Here is a 17,826-nt window from a genome sequence, read left to right on the forward strand (position 1 = left end):
GGACATGAACAATTTGTCTAATGTTGACAATAAATCCAAATCCAGCAATAAGCGGCGCATGACCATTGCACCCGCTTTCACCTCCACCCTCGCCACGCATGCGCCAACGGCGGCTGCGATCAGCGCCTTGCTCTATCCGCATGGAGAGGTCGTGTTGCATGATCTGACGACCGGAACGATCGCCGGAATCTGGAACTGTTTTTCCGGGCGCGCGGTCGGCGAAGATTCTCTGATCGAGGAAGAGTTTACCGCGGTCGGCAGCGCCGACGCCGTGCTCGGCCCCTATGAAAAGACCGGCGCGGATGGCCGGCGCTTCAAGTCGATCTCCGCCGTGCTGCGGGACGGGACGGGCGAAGCGGTCGGCCTGCTCTGCATCAATTTGGACATGTCGATGATCGATACGGCGGTGAAGCTGCTTTCGGCCTTCGCCGGCGCCGAGCAGCCAAGGCCGCAGGCGTTGTTTTCGCGGGACTGGCGCGAGGAGATCAATGCGACGCTGCATGGCTGGCTGAAGGAGCGGGGGCTGGCGCTCTCCGCCTTGAAGCGCAGCGATCGCGTCGCGCTGGTGGCGGCGCTCGAAGAACGCGGACTGTTCCAGACGCGCAATGCCGTCGACCATCTTGCAAGCCTCATCGGCGCCTCGCGCGCCTCGATCTACAATTACCTCGCTGCAGCACGCGGCGAGGCACCCTGATTGAAACGCATGCATTCCGGACGGAGACCGCTTTGTGGCTCTCCGGACTTGCCTGACCCATAACCGTTCGCGGGCGCCTCAGCCGCGAGAGGAGGAGATTTCCATGACGACCTTGCCCGATTTCCGGCTCGAAACCCATTTCTCCCGCTGGGAATTCAATGCGCGCCACCACATGACCGCGAGCGACAGCCAGACGATGAGCATGCGCGACCTGCTGGCGCTTGCGGACGACGAGGATCGCGCCGCCTGGGAAAACATCGCGCTCGGCTATACCGAGACCTATGGCGCACCAGCGCTCCGGGCGGCGATCGCCGCCACCTATGAGGGCCTTTCGGCCGCCGACATCCTCTGCTTCGCCGGCGCGGAGGAGGGGCTGTATTGCGCCATGCTGGCGCTGCTCGGGCCGGATGACCATGCGATCGTGACGGTGCCCAACTACCAGTCGATGGAAACTCTGCCGGTAACGATCGCCGGCGCCGTCACCGGTGTTCCGCTCCGGCCGGAAAACAACTGGCGGCTCGATATCGCCGATGTGCGCGCGGCCTTGCGTCCCAACACCCGGCTGATCTGTGTCAATTTCCCCAACAACCCGACCGGCGCCATCGCCGACCAGGAAACGTTCCGGGCGCTGGCGAGCCTCTGCGCCGAGCGCGGCATCCATCTCTTCAGCGACGAGGTCTATCGCGGCCTCGAGCGCGATCCCGCGCTGCGCCTGCCGCAGGCGGCAGAACTCTTCGAACGCGGCATTTCGCTGAATGTCATGTCCAAGGCCTATGGGCTTCCGGGCCTGCGCATCGGCTGGATCGCCTGCCGCGATCACGCCTTGCTGGAGCGCATGGAGAAGATGAAGCACTACCTGTCGATCTGCAATTCGCGTCCGTCGGAAGTGCTCGCAACGATCGCGCTCAAGGCGCGTGCGACGATCCTCGACCGCAACCGGGCGCTGGTCGCCAGCAATTTGGACAAGCTCTCGGCCTTCTTCGCCGAGTTCCCGGATCTCTATGAATGGCGGGCACCGGATGGCGGCTGCGTCGGTTTTGCCCGCTATCTCGGCGCCGACGGCGTCGAGACCCATTGCCGGCGGCTCGTGGAGGAAGCGGGCGTTTTGCTGCTGCCGTCGAGCCTCTTCGTTTCGGATCTCCTCCCGGTCGCGACCGATCGCTTCCGCGTCGGCTTCGGCCGCAAGGATATCGAGATCGGGCTCGATGCCTGGCGTCGGCATATCGCCGGGCTCCGGGCATCGGCCTGACGCCGCAGCAGGCGGACGGATATCTCCGCGGCGGCATGCAGCCGCCGTGGCGCCGGTTGGCGGCGGTGCCCCGAAATTGCGCGAATGTGGATATAAACCGGTGGCAATGGCCCTGCCGTTAGGGTCAAGTTAACGAGCGGCTGCTGCCATCGGATGTACTCCCCTGTTGATGCGATATAGACCCGAAATCGATGGACTGCGCGCGCTCGCCGTGGTTCCAGTTCTCCTGTTCCATGCCGGTTTCGGCCTCGTTGCCGGTGGTTTTGCCGGCGTCGACGTCTTCTTCGTCATCAGCGGCTTTCTGATCACCTCGATCATTCACTGCGAAATCCGCGACGGCAGCTTCAGCGTCGTCCGCTTCTACGAGCGGCGAGCCCGCCGCATCGCGCCCGCGCTGCTGCTGGTTTGCGCCGTCTCTATTCCGTTCGCACTGATGTGGATGCTGCCGGAGGAGCTCAACAATTTCGGCAAGAGCCTCTATGCGGTGAATTTCTTCGCCTCGAATTTCCTGTTCTGGGGGCAGACGGGCTATTTCGCGCCGAGCACCGAGCTGATGCCGCTTCTGCATACCTGGTCTCTGGCGGTCGAGGAGCAGTTCTATCTCGTCTTTCCGCTGCTCCTGCTTGGCCTGCGCCGCGCGTCGGCGGCAACAGCCCTGAAGATCGTGCTGGCTCTCGTGGCCTTGAGTTTCGCCATGACGCAGCTTCTGGCACGCGCCGATCCGGCCGCCAATTTCTATCTCCTGCCCAGCCGTTTCTGGGAGCTCGGCGTGGGTGCGGCCCTGGCGCTTGTCAGCGCCGAGAGGCTCGATCTGGCAAAGAGGCGCCGCGAAGTGCTTTCGGCGCTTGGCCTGGCGGCGATCGTCGCGAGCTATCTCTTCGTTCCGCAATCCGCCTTCTTTCCCGGCTGGACGACGGTGCCCGTGGTGCTCGGCACGGCGCTCGTCCTTGCCTTTGCCCGCGGCGATACCGCCGTCGGCCGGTTGCTGTCGCTGAAGCCGCTGGTGGCGATCGGCCTCATCAGCTACAGCCTCTATCTCTGGCACCAGCCGGTCTTTGCTTTTGCGCGACTGAGGGCGATCGACGGCATCCCGGCCGGCGGTTATGTGCTGCTGATCGTGCTGTGCTTCGCGCTGGCCTATCTTAGCTGGCGCTTCGTCGAGCAGCCGTTCCGCAAACCCAAGCGCTTCGGGCGCGCCGCCGTCTTCGGCGCGACGCTTGCGGCCGGGTCGGCGGCGATCGCACTCGGCTTCGGCTTCGATGGCTCTGACGGACTGGTTGCCAGGAACCGCGCGCTCGCGGAGTTGACGCGGCCGAGTGTCGGCCTTGGCAAGAAATGCGATGCCGTCGCCGATCTCAGATGCGCCACCAGCCCGAAGCCCGAGGTCGCGGTCTGGGGAGATTCCTTTGCCCGCCACCTCGTCGACGGCGTCATCGCCTCGAAGCCGGACGTGCGGCTGGTGCAGCTTGCCAAGAACAATTGCGGCCCCTTCCTCAAAATGGCGCCGGTCGTTCCCCGGCTCGGCCGCAACTGGCCGCGGGATTGCGTGCGTTACAACGACGATGTCCGCCGCTTCCTGCTCGCCAACCGCTCGATCCGCTATGTCGTTCTCTCCTCGCAGCTCAGCCAGTATCTGCAGGAGAAGACCGTGCTCGTCGACGGCCACAAGGAGGTGCCGTCGGGAACCAGCGTCCTCAGCGAGGGCATGCGAGAGACGCTCGCCTGGCTGAAAGCCAATGGCTTCGAAGCTGTCTTCGTGGCACCGACACCGCATGACGGGCGCGATACGGGGCTCTGCATTGCCAGGACCCGGCTGCTCGGCCAACCGGATCAACGCTGCGAGCCGGCGCTGAAGGACGTGCGCAAATATGACCGGGACGTGCTGAAGGTCGTCGCCGATATCGCCGACGAATATCCGGTCGTCAGTTTCATGAGCTATCTCTGCGATGCGCATAGCTGCAAGGTCGAGGACAAGGGCGTGCCGCTCTTCGAGGACTTCGGGCATTTCTCAGAGCAAGGCTCTCGCCAGATGGGGCGCGCCTTCGACTTCTACCGTTCCTTCGTCGCTGCGGCGGAAAGCGATGCTTTTTCGTGGCGTCGGCCGGTCGGCCCGCCGGCCTTCGACAGCGCCCGCCTCTGACGGCGCGCACCGTCGCCAAGCGCTATCCACCGACCCCAAAAAGCAAACGCCCCGGATCATGCGATGCCGGGGCGTTTGCTGGTTGATCTGCCTTGCTACTGCATGTTTCCTTTAATCGTAGCCGATTAAAGGACAAAAACATGCAGCAATTCTAAGTGCTACAGCGACCTTCGCGCGTCGGATAAGACGCGCGGCGCTGTAGGTCAGGCGCGGCGGCTGCGGCGCTCGCGGCTCGGCGCGGCGGCCGTTTCGTTGGCGGTCTTGTTGCGCAAGGGGCCGATCTTTTCGATGATCAGATCCAGCGTCGGGCGTTCGCGGCGCACATGCTCGTCGAGTGCGACGCGCATGGCCGCGAGGTGCCCGCAGGTGGTGCCGCAGCAGCCGCCGATGATCCTGGCGCCGGCATCGGCCGCCAGGCGCACATATTCGGCCATCAGCGGCGGCGTGCCGGAATAGTGAATCTCGGAGCCGCGGAATTCCGGAATGCCGCAATTGCCCTTGACGATGACGGTCGCCTCGGGGGCGGCTTCCGTCATGTCGAGCAGCGAGGAAAGGATGTCGGAAGCGCCGACGCCGCAATTGGCGCCAACGGCGATGGGGCCGTTGCCGAGATCGCTGGCGACACCGTGGATATCCTTGGGATGCAGGCCCATCATCGTCTTGCCGGCGGTATCGAAGGAGCCGGTGTAGACGTAGGGGAGGCCGACCTTGGCGGCCGCTTCCGCGGCGGCGCGGATTTCGTCCGGCGAGGACATGGTCTCGATCCAGGCGACTTCGGCGCCACCGGCCTTCAGGCCCTCGATCTGCTCGACGAACGCTGAAACGGCATCCTCATAGGAAAGCGCGCCGAGCGGGATCAGCAGTTCGCCGGTCGGACCGACGGAGCCGGCGGTGATGACCTTGCGCGGTGCCTTGTCGGCAACGGCGCGGGCGATCTCGGCGGCGCGCTTGTTCAGCGCATGCACGCGGTCGTCCGCCTGGTGCAGTTTCAGGCGATGGCGGGTGCCGCCGAAGGTGTTGGTGAGGATGATGTCGGCGCCGGCGTCGACGAAGTCCTGGTGCAGCTTGGTAATGTTCTCCGGCTTCGTTTCGTTCCAGAGTTCCGGCGCTTCGCCGGCCTCGAGCCCCATGGCGAAAAGCGAGGTGCCGGTGGCGCCATCGGCGAGAAGAATGCCTTTTTCGGCAAGCAGAGCGGAGAGGACATTGGATGCTGCGGTCATCGGTTTTTCCCGGCTAGATCACGATGATGTCGGGTCGGGCCAACCCAAGATCATAAACGTGATCGGTTCTAGTAAGTCCGAGCGGGACGCGGGCGGAAAACCGCACACACTTTCCTCGTCCCGCTAGGAACGAATAACAGTAAGATATAAAGATATCTTTATGTCTTGGCAAGCGTTCAGCGCTGGGAGGTTGCCGCTTGCGCACGCATGCTCATGCGGCCGGCAAGGCCAAGCCCGAAGACGGCGAGCGCCGTCAAGAGCCACATCGGATCGGCGCGGTTGAGGAAGAAGCTTTCGAGCATGGCGTTATAGGTCATGAAGATGACCACCATGACGCAGAAATCGGCGAAGATGCGCGCCTGCGGGCGGCGATAGGCGCGCATATAATCGAAGAGCGGCTTGATGAAGAGGAACGCCGTCATGAGGATGCCGCCCGGCACGCCGAACATCAGCACCGCGTCGAGATAGCTGTTGTGGCCGGTGACGATGCCGCGCACGTCCCAGCTCGCCTCGAAATTCGCTTCCATGCCCATGATGACCGGCGACAGCCAGAAGCTTGCATAGCCCTGGCCGAGCCAGGGGCGCTCGGCGATGCTGGCGCTGGCGAACTTCCAGATGTCGTCACGGCCGGTAAAGGTCGAATCGTCGATTAGCGCCTTGGTGAGCGATAGCAGCGTGTCGGAATAGATACTGCCGAGGGTCAGGCCGAAGACCAGGGCCGACATGGCGAGGTGGGCAAGGATCATCAGGCCGGGGCTGCGCACCGCGCGGCCGGCAAAGACGAGGCCGATTGCGATCGGCAGGAAGCCGATCGTCGTCTTTGACCCCGTATGCAGCACGAAATTGGCCGCGAGCAGGGTGATCGCCCAGCCGCGCAGCGGCGCGCCCGCGCGCAGGCAATAGATGCCGAACATGCAGAGGATGGAAAAGACCGGCGCCGAGACGTTCTTGTGCAACAGATGCCCGCGCCAGAAGCCCGCATGCCAGGGTTCATCGCCGAAGGCCGAATGAATGGCGCGATCCGGCGCCACGAAGAGCGCGGCATAGTCGATCAGGATCAAGAGCAGAATGGCGTTGGCGCCGGCATTGACGAAATCCCGTTCGCTGCGCGGCAACACCAGCACGCCCGCCACCATGATCATCGCGATCAGGCTCAGCGTCAGGCCGCGGGCAGATGCGGCGGGATCGTAGGATTGCAGGCAGGAAAGATAGGCGACCGCGAAGATCGCGATCCAGCTTGGCGAGACCAGGCGGGCCAATATCCGCCTGTCGACCGCAAGCAGCATGGCGAAAAGATAGACCGCGCCGAGCACCAGATAACCGACCTGGTTGATGATGTTGCCTTCGTTGGCCGCGTTCGGATCGGTCTCGATCGCGCCCTGGAAGGGCATCAGCGTGAAGACGATGAGGAACAGGCCAAGGCCCGAGAGCAGCGCGGCAAGACCCTGGACGAGCTCGGCCAAGCCGGCGTCGAAGGCCGCCGGCACCCGCTGGCGCGTCGTGGAGTGGTCTGCCGTGGCTGAGTTCGAGTGCATGGCGGCGCCGAAACGGGTGAAGGTCAGATGCCGCAACGCGGGCGGTATCGTCGATTGCGGCTCCTAGTCCGACACCGCCCGTTCAGGGCTGGCCGGGCAGGGAGGCCGCCGTCACCTTGGCGCAATCAGGTTAAACCTCGGTGAAACGCCCAAGGACCTGTGCGCGTCTCGCTTGGGGCCTCCGGCGTTTGAAGATCCGATATTTGCGCGCCGATTGCCGCAGGTGCTTGCCGCGCCGTCTTCATACCCGTAAAAAGGTGGGACCCATAAAAAGGTGGGGAATATCTCGGCCGTGGAAAACGCGGCCGTTGCCGTGTTCTGCGGCATGCCTTCCATAATTCGATCACGATTTTCGTCCCGAGGTCGTTCGATAGCGTCGAAACGAGAAAACACGATATGCAGTCCCTTATCCGTATGGTCGCGTCTGCCGCGGTCTCCGTGAGCCTGCTGCTTGGCAGCGTTTCCTTTGCTGCCGCCGGACAGGCGCATTTTGTCGTCAATGCCGAGACCGGCTCGATCCTCGAGGCCGACAATGCGGACGAACTGAACTTTCCGGCATCGCTGACAAAGATGATGACGATCTATCTCGCCTTCGAGGCGCTGAAGAACGGCACGCTCAAGTGGGACCAGAAACTGACGGTGTCGGAACATGCCAACGGCCTGGAGCCGTTCAAGCTGGCGGTCGGCGCCGGGCGGCAGATCACCGTGCGCGAAGCCGTCTTGGGCATGGTCGTGCTTTCGGCCAATGATGCCGCCGTCGTCATAGGCGAGACCCTTGCCGGCAACGAGCCCGCCTTCGGCGAGATGATGACCCGCAAGGCCAAGGCGCTCGGCATGAGCCGCACAGTCTTCAAGAATGCCAACGGCCTGCCGGACCCGGCCCAGGTGACGACGGCGCGCGATATGGCGACGCTGGGTCTGGCGCTGATGCGCGACTTTCCGGAGGAGTTCCAGCTCTTCGCCAACAAGACGATCGAGTTTCGCGGCATGAAGCTGCGCGGCCATAACAACGTGATGAAGCGTTATGAAGGCGTCGACGGCATCAAGACCGGCTATACGGACGCGTCCGGCTACAATCTCGTCACCTCGGCCAAGCGCGGCGGCACCCGCCTCGTCGCCGTCGTCATGGGCGGCAAGACGGCGCAATCGCGCGACAACGACATGATCGCGCTGCTCGACAAGTTCCTGCCGCCGAAGCAGGACGCGAGCGCCGCAAGCGTCGTCGAACCGGTGGCAGCGGCAACGGCAGCGACCACAACGACGAACTGATTTCTCAACGGATGATGTGAGGCTTGCCCCTCTCCTCGGGTTTAACCCGAGGGCTAACCCTTCCCCGCAGGCGGGACGAGGGTGACTGCAACCGCCAGCCCTTGGGTTGGCGTTCTGAATGGTACTTCCAACCTCTTATGGGCATTGCTCGTCGGCGAATGCGGCATTGCCGCGAGTCCCTTCTCCCCGTCAGAACGGGGAGAAGGTGCCGGCAGGCGGATGATCTCACGCCGCCGCGCGATCCTCATGGCTCGTCGGCGTGACCATGGCGGCGATGACCGTGGAAAGGTCGAGCGCGCCGATCGGACGGCCACTGGTATCGACGACATGGGCGCTCGCGACGCGGGCGGCGGTCATCGTGCGCGCTGCCGCTTCCAGCACCGTGCCGGCCTCAAGCGGCACGCCATCGGCATTGCCGGACAGCGGACGCATGATCGTTTCGACGTTGATCACCCGGCCGCGGTTCACTTCCTTGACGAAGGCGGTGATGTAGTCGTCGGCCGGCGAAAGCACGATCTCCTGGCCCGTGCCCTGCTGCACCACCCGGCCATCGCGCAGGATGGCGATCTTGTCGCCGAGGCGCAGCGCCTCGTCGAGGTCGTGGGTGATGAAGACCACGGTCTTCTTCAGCTCCTTCTGCAGATCGAGAAGCACGGTCTGCATATCGACGCGGATCAGCGGATCGAGCGCCGAATAGGCTTCGTCCATCAGCAGGATGTCGGCATCGTTGGTGAGCGCGCGGGCGAGGCCGACGCGCTGCTGCATGCCGCCCGAAAGCTGGTTCGGATAGTGGTTCTCGAAGCCCTTGAGACCGACGCGCTCGATCCAGCCGCGGGCGCGTTTCTCGCTTTCCTTGCGCTCGATGCCCTGGATTTCCAGGCCGTAGACCGTGTTGTCGAGCACGGTGCGGTGCGGCAGCAGCGCGAACTTCTGGAACACCATCGCCGTCTTGTGGCGGCGAAATTGCCGGAGGTCGGCGTCGTTCATCTTGCAGACGTCGACGCCGTCATAGAGCACTTCGCCTGCGGTCGGGTCGATCAGCCGGTTGATATGGCGAATCAGCGTCGACTTGCCGGAGCCGGAAAGCCCCATCACCACCATGACGCCACCGGCGGGCATGGAGATGTTGATGTCCTGCAGGCCCAGCACGTGGCCGTGCTTCTCGTTGAGCTCGGCCTTGCCCATGCCTTTCTTGACGGCGTCGACGAAGTCGCCGCCGCGGGGGCCGAAGATCTTGTAGAGGTTCTTCACCTCGATTGCATGACTAGCCATGGATAACCTCCGAGTGCTTTTGCAGCCGCTTGCCGAAGGCCTGGCTGGTACGGTCGAAAATGATGGCGATACCGACGAGGGCAAAGCCGTTGAGGAAGCCGACGGTGAAGAACTGGTTGGCGATGGCCTGCAGCACGTTCTTGCCGAGGCCGCCGACGCCGATCATCGAAGCGACGACAACCATCGCCAGCGACATCATGATCGTCTGGTTGATGCCGGCCATGATGGTCGGCAGAGCCAGCGGCATCTGCACGTTCTTCAGTTTCTGCCAGCCAGACGAGCCGAAGGCGTCGGCCGCTTCCAGCACTTCCTTGTCGACGAGGCGAATGCCGAGATTGGTGAGCCGGATCATCGGCGGCACGGCATAGATGACGACCGCGATCAGGCCCGGCACCTTGCCGATGCCGAAAACCATAACGACGGGGATCAGATAGACGAAGCTCGGCATCGTCTGCATGACGTCGAGGACGGGATTGACGAAGGCCTGTACCCGGTCCGACCGCGCCATGAGGATGCCGATCGGAATGCCGATCAGGATCGATATCAGCGTGCAGACCGTGACCATCGCCAGCGTGATCATCGTGTCGTTCCAAAGCCCGACAAGGCCGATGACGATCATCGACAGCGCCGTTCCGATGGTGACGGCGGTGTTGCGGCTGCCGAAATAGACGATCGCGATCATGACAGCCAGGATCACGATCCAGGGCGAGCCGACGAACAGGCTTTCGAGATAATTCAGGAACCATTGAAGCGGTTGCACCACCGTATCGATGGCGTTTCCGTAGGATCGGACGAAGCTCTTGAAACCGTCGTCGACGGTCTTGCGTGCCAGGCGGATCGTGCTGTCGTCAATGGCAGGGAACTTGCAGAGCAAAGCTGGCAAGACACTGCAGATGGATGCCATATGTTTCCCCTTCTTGGCCGGAAGTCTTTTATCGAGCCGGCTGCGTCTCGGCATCGACTGGCGTCGATTCCTGCGCACACTTCGAGTGGCCTCTTTGGGCCCGGCTTTCAGACTGTGTCAGCGAAATGTGGCGCCCGCTTTACTGTTTGCGACGCGGACGGTCATGCTTCGCCGCCTCCGGAACGACGCGCGCTCGAACGGAACCCGCAAGGGCGCTGCATTGTTCCGTTCCGCAGGATCATGCCGGAACGGAAAGGCGGCCGTCATCGACGGCGCGCCTGCCGTCATGGCGTGTCAGAGCGCCGCCTTGACCTTCTCGGCCACTTCCGGGCTCACCCACTGCGTCCACATGTCAGGGAATTCCTCGAGGAAGTGCTTGGCCGCATCCTCGTTGGTGCCCTGGTTCTGGTCCATCCAGGCGAGAACCTTGTTGACGGTGCCGTTGTCCCACTTGCGCGCCTTGACGTAGTCCATGGCGACGCTGGCCTTTTCGGCGAAGGACTTGGTCACGACCGTGAAGACGTCCGAGACCGGGTAGGAGTTGACCTTCGGGGCCGGGCAGTCCGGAACGGCCGTGCAGGCGTCCCATTCGGCCTTGTCATGGTCGACGCCGAAGGAGAGGCGGGTCATGTCGTATTTGCCGAGGATCGCGGTCGGCGCCCAGTAGTAGCCGAGCCAGCCGGTCTTCTTTTCGAAGGCGTTGGCGATCGAGCCGTCGAGGCCGGCGGCCGAACCGGTGTCGACCAGGACGAAACCGGCCTTTTCCGCATCCAGCGCCTTATAGAGATTGGCGGTCGAAACCTGGCAGTTCCAGCCGGACGGGCAATTGTGCACCGCGGCCTTCGTCGGGTCTTCCGGCGCCGGGAAGAGCTCGGGATGCTTCAGCGCGTCCTGTACGGTCTTGATGTCCGGGTGCGCGTCGGCGAGGAACTTCGGGATCCACCAGCCTTCGACGCCGCCTTCGCTGAGGATCTTTGCGGCCTCGATCAGCCGGCCTTCCTTGATCGCCGCGTCGAGCGGAGTGCGCACGGCGTTGACCCAGAGTTCCGGCGCCATGTCGGGCTGCGCCTTTTCGTTCATCGAGGCGAAGGTCGGCATGGTGTCGCCGGTGACCAGCGTCACGGTGCAGCCGTAACCGTTTTCGAGAATGAACTTGTCCACCTGGGCGGCGACGCCGGCGGAGGCCCAGTTCATTTCGGCAATGCTGACTTCACCGCATTCCGCGGCCTGCGCGGAACCCGCCAGGGCATAGAGGCCCGCGGCGAGAATGGTGGAAGCGAGGAGTTTCTTCATGTTGCAAGACCTCCCAGTCTTTTTTGCAGCCAATATCCAAACGGGAATCCACGGCGGATGGTGGACATCCTCCGTCACCCGGAGCAACTGTGCAGCCTGAAGGTTCGGCATCAAACAAGCCAAGGTTCACCCTTGCTGCGGACGGTGTGGGAGTTCTTTTTCAGCCCTGGCCGCGGAACCCTGTCGCCAGCCAATCTCCTCTTATACCGCCAGCCAAGCCTAAGTATTCTCGCTGAGAAATCAACCTCTTCAATCGGAAGGTCGGGTCGCGGCCATTTCTCGCGCGTTCTGTCTGCGACATGGTCGAAGGGCGTTTTATGGGCGTGGGAAAGGCCGAATTTAAGCAATAGCGACAATTCCTGCCGCAAAAGAAGGCGCTATGCGCCGCGCGATCGGGAAGCCTGTCGAGATCCTGACTTTTCCTATCGCGATTGCGCCACGGAGATTGTCGTGCATGTCGCGAAAAAAAATCAAAAAAGGCCGGAATTCATCTTTGATTAAATCCTCAATAACCATCCGGTAACGATGTCCAGCTAATTGTTCTTCTGCGGCGGGGGAACTGCCGCGGGTCCGGATCAGGTAGAGCGTCCCGGGCTTCGAGCGAACCTTCGGTGCGTTACTCCGAAGTGACCAGGTGTTTTTTGGCGGCCGCATCCCTCTGTCGAGGTTGATGCGGCCTTCGCATTTCCGGACCAGCGACGCCATAAAAAAACCGCCCCTGATGGGGCGGTGCGAGGCTGCTCTGGGAGGGAGTTCGAGGAGCGAAGAATGCCCCGGTCGCGGGATCAGCCGACGTTCGACGTGCGGATGACGCCGAGCGGGCCGAAGGGAGCGTCGACCAAGAGGTTACGCACGCGCGACTGGCTGTTCGGAACCTTGGAGTTCCAGGCGATTTGGACGAAATTGGGCTTGCTGAAAATGTACAGCATGGACGTGAACCTTGAGAGGCCGGAGGCCTATCCTCCGGGGCTTGTTGCGCTGGCGGTGATATAGGTGTGCGCCGCAAAAAAATGAATGCCAAACTCGCCATGCCATGTCGCATTTTGGCTATCGGTCGCGGCGCTTTCGACAAGCCTTGCGACGGCGCGAAACATTGCGTGAGCGCCCTGGCTCGATTGCGGCGAAAACGTGTCGAAACAGACCTTTGCCGTTGAGCGTTTCAGTGTTACCGATGGCCGCATGACACGCAGGATCATGTTGCAGGGAACCGGCTCGGATGTCGGAAAATCGGTACTGGTGGCGGGGCTCTGCCGGCTCGCTGCCAACCGGGGCTTGAAGGTCCGCCCTTTCAAGCCGCAGAACATGTCGAACAACGCCGCCGTTTCCGACGATGGCGGCGAGATTGGCCGCGCGCAATGGCTGCAGGCGCTGGCCGCCCGCGTGCCGTCGTCCGTGCACATGAATCCGGTGCTCCTGAAGCCACAGTCCGACGTCGGCAGCCAGATCGTCGTCCAGGGCAGGGTGGCCGGCCAGGCCAAGGGGCGGGAGTATCAGGCGCTCAAACCCAAGCTGCTTGGCGCGGTGATGGAGAGCTTCGAACAGATTTCGGCCGGCGCCGATCTCGTGGTGGTGGAAGGCGCGGGTTCGCCGGCGGAAATCAACCTCAGGGCCGGCGACATCGCCAATATGGGCTTTGCGACGCGCGCCGGCGTGCCGGTCGTGCTCGTCGGTGATATCGACCGCGGCGGCGTGATCGCCTCGCTCGTCGGCACGCATGCGATCCTGCCGGAGGAAGACCGGCGTATGGTGACCGGCTATCTCATCAACAAGTTCCGTGGCGACGTGACGCTGTTCGACGACGGCATTGCCGCCGTGAACCGCTTCACCGGCTGGCCCTGCTTCGGCGTCGTACCATGGCTCAAGGCGGCGGCACGATTGCCGGCGGAAGATTCGGTCGTGCTGGAGAAACTGGCGCGTGGCGAGGGGCGGGCATTGAAGGTTGCGGTGCCGGTGCTGTCGCGTATCGCCAATTTCGACGATCTCGATCCGCTTTCGGCCGAACCCGAGATCGATCTCGTCTTCGTGCGGCCGGGCCATCCGATCCCTGGCGACGCCGGCCTCGTCGTCATTCCCGGGTCGAAGTCGACGATCGGCGATCTCATCGACTTCCGGGCGCAGGGCTGGGACCGCGACCTCGAACGCCATGTGCGCCGCGGCGGCCGGGTCATCGGCATTTGCGGCGGCTACCAGATGCTCGGCCGGCGCGTGACCGATCCGCACGGCATCGAAGGCGGCGAGCGGGAGGTCGAGGGCCTGGGGTTGCTCGACGTCGAAACCGAGATGGCGCCGGAAAAGACCGTGCGCAACAGCCGTGCCTGGTCGCTGGAGCACGACGTGGCGCTCGAGGGCTACGAGATCCACCTGGGCAAGACGCAAGGTGCGGATTGCGACCGGCCTTCCGTGCGCATCGATAACCGCGCTGACGGCGCGCTTTCGGCCGATGGTCGGGTGATGGGGACCTATCTGCACGGCCTGTTTTCGAGCGACGCCTATCGCGCAGCCCTCCTGAAGAGCTTCGGCATCGAAGGCGGCACAAGCAACTATCGCCAGTCGGTCGATGCGGCGCTGGACGATGTGGCGGTCGAGTTGGAGGCGGTGCTCGATCGGCACTGGCTGGACGAGTTGCTTGGACGCTAACCGGACGCCTTGGCTCGGTCGGGCCGAGCGGGCAGTAAAGCGCCTTGCTTGGGGTGGACGGCGCAGCGGCGGAAGCCACACAGCTTTCGCTTTTCCGCGCTATTGCATGTCGCCTGAAATCGACTTCGGTTCGAAGTCGTCGACAAGGAAAGAGAGTTCGGCGGCCGCCGTGTAGAGAGGCAGGTGTTTCAATGCAGGACGAAAACACGCGGGCGCACTGGGACCATGCCTATCAGACCAAAGGCGAGGCGGGCGTTAGCTGGTTCGAGGATATGCCGGCGATTTCCCTTGATCTCATCCGCAGGCATACGGCAATCGCTTCGTCGTCGCTGATCGATATCGGTGGCGGCGCCTCGCGGCTGGTTGACGCGTTGCTTGACGAGGGCATGAAGGCGATCACCGTGCTCGACCTGTCACCGGCGGCCCTTGAGACGGCCAAGGCAAGGCTTGGGTTGCGGGCCGATGAGGTGCGATGGATTGCCGCCGATGTGACCGAGTGGGAACCGGATCAAAGCTACGACATCTGGCACGACCGCGCCGCCTTCCACTTCCTGACCGAAGCGGAAGACAGGGCCGCCTATGTCGAGCGGCTGACGGCGGCCGTGGCGCCCGGCGGGCACGCGATCATCGCCACCTTCTCCCCCGACGGGCCGGAGCGCTGCAGCGGCCTGCCGGTGGTGCGCTACGACCCGGCGGCGCTGGCTGAGGTGATCGGGCCGTCGTTCCGGCTGGTCGAGCATATCGAGCACCAGCACAGGACCCCGTGGAACTCGACCCAGGCCTTCCAGTTCAGCGTGCTGGAGCGGGCAGGGTAGCTGGGGCGGCGCAAAGGCGCTGGCGACTTGCGAAAGCGATGTTCGGGGCTGAGAGGTCGTCCCTGGCGCGAGCCGCGATAATCTCGCATCGCGCCAAGGCTCTATCGCTTCGTGCCGATCAGCGGACGGTCCACAGGACCATGCGGTCGAACGCACGATCGCCAAACCATTTGCGGGTATTGATCATCATATTGGCGAATTTGCCGGCGGCATAGCGGGTCTTGGGTTTGCGGGCCTTCACGGCCTTGGAAACCACGTCCGCGATGACCTGCGGCGACGAGCCGCCGCCGTCCTTGTAGCTGTCGGCGGTGGCCTTGGAGACCTTCTTCGCCATTGCGCCGTAAGGGGTATTGCCCGAGAACCTCATCATCGGGCCCTCCATCACGTTGGCGAATGCGGTCTGGATGATGCCGGGCTCAACGACCACGACGTCGATGCCGAACTGTTGCAGTTCTAGGCGAAGGCAGTCCGACAGGCCTTCCAGCGCATGTTTCGATGCGTGATACCACGCACCCAGCGGGGTGTAGATTTTGCCGCCCATCGAGGTGATGTTGATGATCTTGCCAGCGCGCTTCCCGCGCATGTAGGGCACCAGATCCTGGATCAGCGCGGCGGCCCCGAACAGGTTTACGTCGAACTGATAGCGGGCCTCGTCGAGAGGCACGTCTTCGACCGACCCATAAAGCCCGAAGCCTGCATTGTTGACCAGCACGTCGACGCCGCCGAACTTCTCAGTGATCTCGGTCACCGCGGATTTCCGGCTGGCCTCGTCAGCGACATCCAGCGCGACGGGATATGCACCGAGCGCCTTCAGATCGTCCATCTGCTCCACCCGGCGGGCGGCGACGACGACGGTCAGACCATCCTTGATCAGCTGCTTTGCGATGACCTTGCCCATGCCGGAGGATGCGCCGGTGACGAGAGCGGTTTTCTGTACGTTTGCCATGATCTTCTCCAATCCTTGCGGGCGTCGTGCCCGTTGTTCGTTGGAGATCAATCTGGCTTACCGCACGAATTTCTTCAAAATCGCTTTGTGCCAATCAACTATCGGAACGCGCCAAATCCCTATCTCCTGGCGCATATGCAAAACGGGAGCCGGATCGCACCCGTTTCCCTGATCCTGATCGGACTTCTCAGTGCGCCACCATTCCCCGCGCTTCGGCCGGCGTCATGCCGGTCCAACCCTGGAAGGCGCGATAGAAAGAGTTTGGCTCGCGGTAGGCCAGGAGATAGGAGATTTCCTCGACGTTCAGCCCGTCTTCGCCGAGATAATGCATCGCCAGTTCCGCGCGGGTCGATGCCAGCACCGTCTGGAAGGTTTCACCTTCCTCCTTCAATTGCCGTTGCAGGGTGCGTTTCGACATGGCCAGCCGCCTGCACATCGCCTCGATATTGGCCTCGCCCGACGGCAGCATGTCATGCAGAACCCGCTTTGCGCGCAGCACGATGGGAGTGTCGGTTTCATGTGCCTCCATCTCGCGGCGCAACTTTTTCTCGAACTCGGGCCAGGATTCCTCGTTCTCGGTGATCAGTGGCAGATCGGCATCTTCCTTGCGCAAGGAGAGGCGCGCTCCGCCGCCAAGGTCCGGTTTACAGCCCAGGAATTCCAACACGTCCTCGCCCAGATTGGTCAACTCGGGCAGTTGGACCTGCGCTGGCTGGATAAGTTCTGCAGTGTAACAACGGGCGGATTCCAGGAGGTAGAGGGCCTCGAACCAGACCAGTTGCGGTGGGGCCGGAACAGCCGGGTCCACCGAACCGATCTCGATATGCAGGCCGCTGTCATCCTCGGAGACCTCCAGCTTCATCGGCCCCATCAGCGGTTTGAACACCGACAGGCGCTGGAACCCGATGCGCACGTCCGGCGAACACGAGAAAGAGAACATGGCCGGTGTGAACGGTGCGTGGGCAAAGAGCTTGCTCAGATAGAGCGGCAGATCGGGCCGGTTAGCCTCGGCTTCGATGGCGCGCCACAGGGCGAACACCTGGGCGGGCGTCAGGCCCTTGCCCTCGTTGCGAAGAATATCACGTGGCAGCCCGGCCCGGCGCAACGCCTGTTCGGCGGAGATTTTCAACAGCTTGGCCACCTGGGTGATGGATCTGGCCACGGGATAAACGCGGTTTGACATGGTCGCCTGCAATTTTGAGTTCATCGTTCCCCTTTTTTCTGCACATGGGAATACGGACGCGCCAGAGCTTGATGGCATATTGGCACATTCTGATAGTGCTTTGGCGCAAGATGAGAGCGAAAAGACGTACCGGGTGAAAGCTTAGGCGGATGCGCTATCCTTTAGGGCGGACTCCGGCCCGCCTATTCCGTGCCGACAAATCGTCGCGCGGCGCAACGAGGCCGGGGAGGTGTCGCAAGCGTCGATTGACTTTGCCCCGGCCGCTTCCTAATCATCAGGTGTTGGATGGTTCCCCCTCGTCGTGGCGACATGGGGGAATAATTGGGAATGTGACGGATGGACCCAAATCGGGCATCCTTATCGCAGCCGACCCCGCGACTGTAGAACGGTCAGGGTTCGCCATCGGGCTCGGAGCTTAGGCTTGCCGTGCGATTGCATGGGGCAATCGCGGCAATTCGGAAACGAGCCGGAAAAGCCACTGGCGTGGCATCGTGATCAGCCGGGTTGGACGCCTCTTCTTCTACGAATCGTCCGCCTTTCACGAGACCGCCCACAGCGCCCTCGCGTCGGAGACGACACACAAAGGTTCGTTGTGGCACCGGAAAGCGCCGGGAAGGTGAGGCGGGCCGCTCGGGTCCTGACATCGGAACCTCGCCCTTACGGGCGAGG

The 17,826-nt window shown here is 63.0% G+C and carries 15 protein-coding genes and 1 riboswitch; of the genes, 6 read left to right on the forward strand and 9 right to left on the reverse strand.

What is annotated here, in order from left to right:
• The first annotated feature begins 58 nt into the window (after positions 1-58).
• The 3 genes from ACQ5BM_RS02915 to ACQ5BM_RS02925 all read left to right on the forward strand — a co-directional run bounded on the left by ACQ5BM_RS02915 (position 59) and on the right by ACQ5BM_RS02925 (position 4,083).
• Positions 59-694 (forward strand): helix-turn-helix transcriptional regulator, encoded by a 636-nt coding sequence (locus tag ACQ5BM_RS02915; RefSeq protein ID WP_429807519.1) that lies wholly within the window; start codon positions 59-61, stop codon positions 692-694.
• A 103-nt stretch (positions 695-797) separates the two neighbouring features.
• A complete protein-coding gene (locus tag ACQ5BM_RS02920; RefSeq protein ID WP_429807521.1) occupies positions 798-1,943 on the forward strand; it encodes an aminotransferase class I/II-fold pyridoxal phosphate-dependent enzyme in 1,146 nt (381 codons plus the stop codon).
• 169 nt (positions 1,944-2,112) lie between these two features.
• A complete protein-coding gene (locus tag ACQ5BM_RS02925) occupies positions 2,113-4,083 on the forward strand; it encodes an acyltransferase family protein (RefSeq protein ID WP_429807524.1) in 1,971 nt (656 codons plus the stop codon).
• A 203-nt stretch (positions 4,084-4,286) separates the two neighbouring features.
• Here ACQ5BM_RS02925 and bmt read toward each other — a convergent pair whose 3' ends face one another.
• Positions 4,287-5,303, reverse strand: a complete 1,017-nt coding sequence (bmt, locus tag ACQ5BM_RS02930) for a betaine--homocysteine S-methyltransferase (RefSeq protein WP_429807526.1) — start codon at positions 5,301-5,303, stop codon at positions 4,287-4,289.
• A gap of 176 nt (positions 5,304-5,479) precedes the next feature.
• On the reverse strand, positions 5,480-6,874 hold the full coding sequence (locus tag ACQ5BM_RS02935) for an O-antigen ligase family protein (protein WP_429807528.1): 1,395 nt from the start codon (positions 6,872-6,874) through the stop codon (positions 5,480-5,482).
• A gap of 360 nt (positions 6,875-7,234) precedes the next feature.
• Here ACQ5BM_RS02935 and ACQ5BM_RS02940 point away from each other — a divergent pair, with 360 nt between their 5' ends.
• Positions 7,235-8,107, forward strand: coding sequence for a D-alanyl-D-alanine carboxypeptidase family protein (locus ACQ5BM_RS02940; RefSeq protein ID WP_429807531.1), 873 nt, complete (start codon positions 7,235-7,237; stop codon positions 8,105-8,107).
• Between the two features lie 225 nt (positions 8,108-8,332).
• Here the strand turns inward: ACQ5BM_RS02940 and ACQ5BM_RS02945 are convergent, their stop codons facing one another.
• From ACQ5BM_RS02945 to ACQ5BM_RS02965, 5 genes are all read right to left on the reverse strand, one after another.
• A complete protein-coding gene (locus tag ACQ5BM_RS02945) occupies positions 8,333-9,379 on the reverse strand; it encodes a quaternary amine ABC transporter ATP-binding protein (protein WP_429807533.1) in 1,047 nt (348 codons plus the stop codon).
• Entirely contained in the window at positions 9,372-10,283 is a 912-nt protein-coding gene (locus tag ACQ5BM_RS02950; RefSeq protein WP_429807535.1) for an ABC transporter permease, read from the reverse strand. The genes ACQ5BM_RS02945 and ACQ5BM_RS02950 overlap by 8 nt, the downstream gene beginning before the upstream one ends.
• A 294-nt stretch (positions 10,284-10,577) precedes the next feature.
• Positions 10,578-11,576, reverse strand: coding sequence for an ABC transporter substrate-binding protein (locus ACQ5BM_RS02955; RefSeq protein WP_429807538.1), 999 nt, complete (start codon positions 11,574-11,576; stop codon positions 10,578-10,580).
• A gap of 339 nt (positions 11,577-11,915) precedes the next feature.
• Positions 11,916-12,281 carry a hypothetical protein gene (locus ACQ5BM_RS02960; RefSeq protein WP_429807540.1) on the reverse strand — a complete coding sequence of 122 codons (366 nt, stop codon included), beginning with the start codon at positions 12,279-12,281 and terminating at the stop codon, positions 11,916-11,918.
• 80 nt (positions 12,282-12,361) lie between these two features.
• On the reverse strand, positions 12,362-12,505 hold the full coding sequence (locus tag ACQ5BM_RS02965; RefSeq protein ID WP_429807542.1) for a hypothetical protein: 144 nt from the start codon (positions 12,503-12,505) through the stop codon (positions 12,362-12,364).
• A 250-nt stretch (positions 12,506-12,755) separates the two neighbouring features.
• Between ACQ5BM_RS02965 and ACQ5BM_RS02970 the strand changes: the two genes are divergently transcribed.
• Together ACQ5BM_RS02970 and ACQ5BM_RS02975 are read left to right on the forward strand one after the other, a co-directional pair.
• Entirely contained in the window at positions 12,756-14,213 is a 1,458-nt protein-coding gene (locus ACQ5BM_RS02970) for a cobyric acid synthase (RefSeq protein ID WP_429807677.1), read from the forward strand.
• Positions 14,214-14,404: 191 nt separating this feature from the next.
• On the forward strand, positions 14,405-15,028 hold the full coding sequence (locus ACQ5BM_RS02975) for a class I SAM-dependent methyltransferase (protein ID WP_429807544.1): 624 nt from the start codon (positions 14,405-14,407) through the stop codon (positions 15,026-15,028).
• Between the two features lie 118 nt (positions 15,029-15,146).
• Here the strand turns inward: ACQ5BM_RS02975 and ACQ5BM_RS02980 are convergent, their stop codons facing one another.
• Positions 15,147-15,974, reverse strand: coding sequence for an oxidoreductase (locus ACQ5BM_RS02980; RefSeq protein WP_429807547.1), 828 nt, complete (start codon positions 15,972-15,974; stop codon positions 15,147-15,149).
• Between the two features lie 187 nt (positions 15,975-16,161).
• Positions 16,162-17,157, reverse strand: coding sequence for a helix-turn-helix domain-containing protein (locus tag ACQ5BM_RS02985; protein WP_429807549.1), 996 nt, complete (start codon positions 17,155-17,157; stop codon positions 16,162-16,164).
• A gap of 269 nt (positions 17,158-17,426) precedes the next feature.
• A riboswitch (cobalamin riboswitch) is annotated at positions 17,427-17,575 on the forward strand.
• Positions 17,576-17,826 lie beyond the last annotated feature (251 nt).

Source organism: Ensifer sp. B1-9 (genome assembly GCF_050474445.1).
In the GTDB taxonomy this organism is placed as follows: domain Bacteria; phylum Pseudomonadota; class Alphaproteobacteria; order Rhizobiales; family Rhizobiaceae; genus Ensifer.

Coding starts and splice junctions, on each gene's coding strand:
- bmt (WP_429807526.1), bottom strand. CDS start 5,303: ATGACCGCAGCATCCAATGTCCTCTCCGCTCTGCTTGCCGAAAAAGGC.
- ACQ5BM_RS02960 (WP_429807540.1), bottom strand. CDS start 12,281: ATGGCGTCGCTGGTCCGGAAATGCGAAGGCCGCATCAACCTCGACAGA.
- ACQ5BM_RS02965 (WP_429807542.1), bottom strand. CDS start 12,505: ATGCTGTACATTTTCAGCAAGCCCAATTTCGTCCAAATCGCCTGGAAC.
- ACQ5BM_RS02940 (WP_429807531.1), top strand. CDS start 7,235: ATGCAGTCCCTTATCCGTATGGTCGCGTCTGCCGCGGTCTCCGTGAGC.
- ACQ5BM_RS02925 (WP_429807524.1), top strand. CDS start 2,113: ATGCGATATAGACCCGAAATCGATGGACTGCGCGCGCTCGCCGTGGTT.
- ACQ5BM_RS02950 (WP_429807535.1), bottom strand. CDS start 10,283: ATGGCATCCATCTGCAGTGTCTTGCCAGCTTTGCTCTGCAAGTTCCCT.
- ACQ5BM_RS02985 (WP_429807549.1), bottom strand. CDS start 17,157: ATGTCAAACCGCGTTTATCCCGTGGCCAGATCCATCACCCAGGTGGCC.
- ACQ5BM_RS02915 (WP_429807519.1), top strand. CDS start 59: ATGACCATTGCACCCGCTTTCACCTCCACCCTCGCCACGCATGCGCCA.
- ACQ5BM_RS02945 (WP_429807533.1), bottom strand. CDS start 9,379: ATGGCTAGTCATGCAATCGAGGTGAAGAACCTCTACAAGATCTTCGGC.
- ACQ5BM_RS02955 (WP_429807538.1), bottom strand. CDS start 11,576: ATGAAGAAACTCCTCGCTTCCACCATTCTCGCCGCGGGCCTCTATGCC.
- ACQ5BM_RS02975 (WP_429807544.1), top strand. CDS start 14,405: ATGCAGGACGAAAACACGCGGGCGCACTGGGACCATGCCTATCAGACC.
- ACQ5BM_RS02920 (WP_429807521.1), top strand. CDS start 798: ATGACGACCTTGCCCGATTTCCGGCTCGAAACCCATTTCTCCCGCTGG.
- ACQ5BM_RS02970 (WP_429807677.1), top strand. CDS start 12,756: ATGACACGCAGGATCATGTTGCAGGGAACCGGCTCGGATGTCGGAAAA.
- ACQ5BM_RS02980 (WP_429807547.1), bottom strand. CDS start 15,974: ATGGCAAACGTACAGAAAACCGCTCTCGTCACCGGCGCATCCTCCGGC.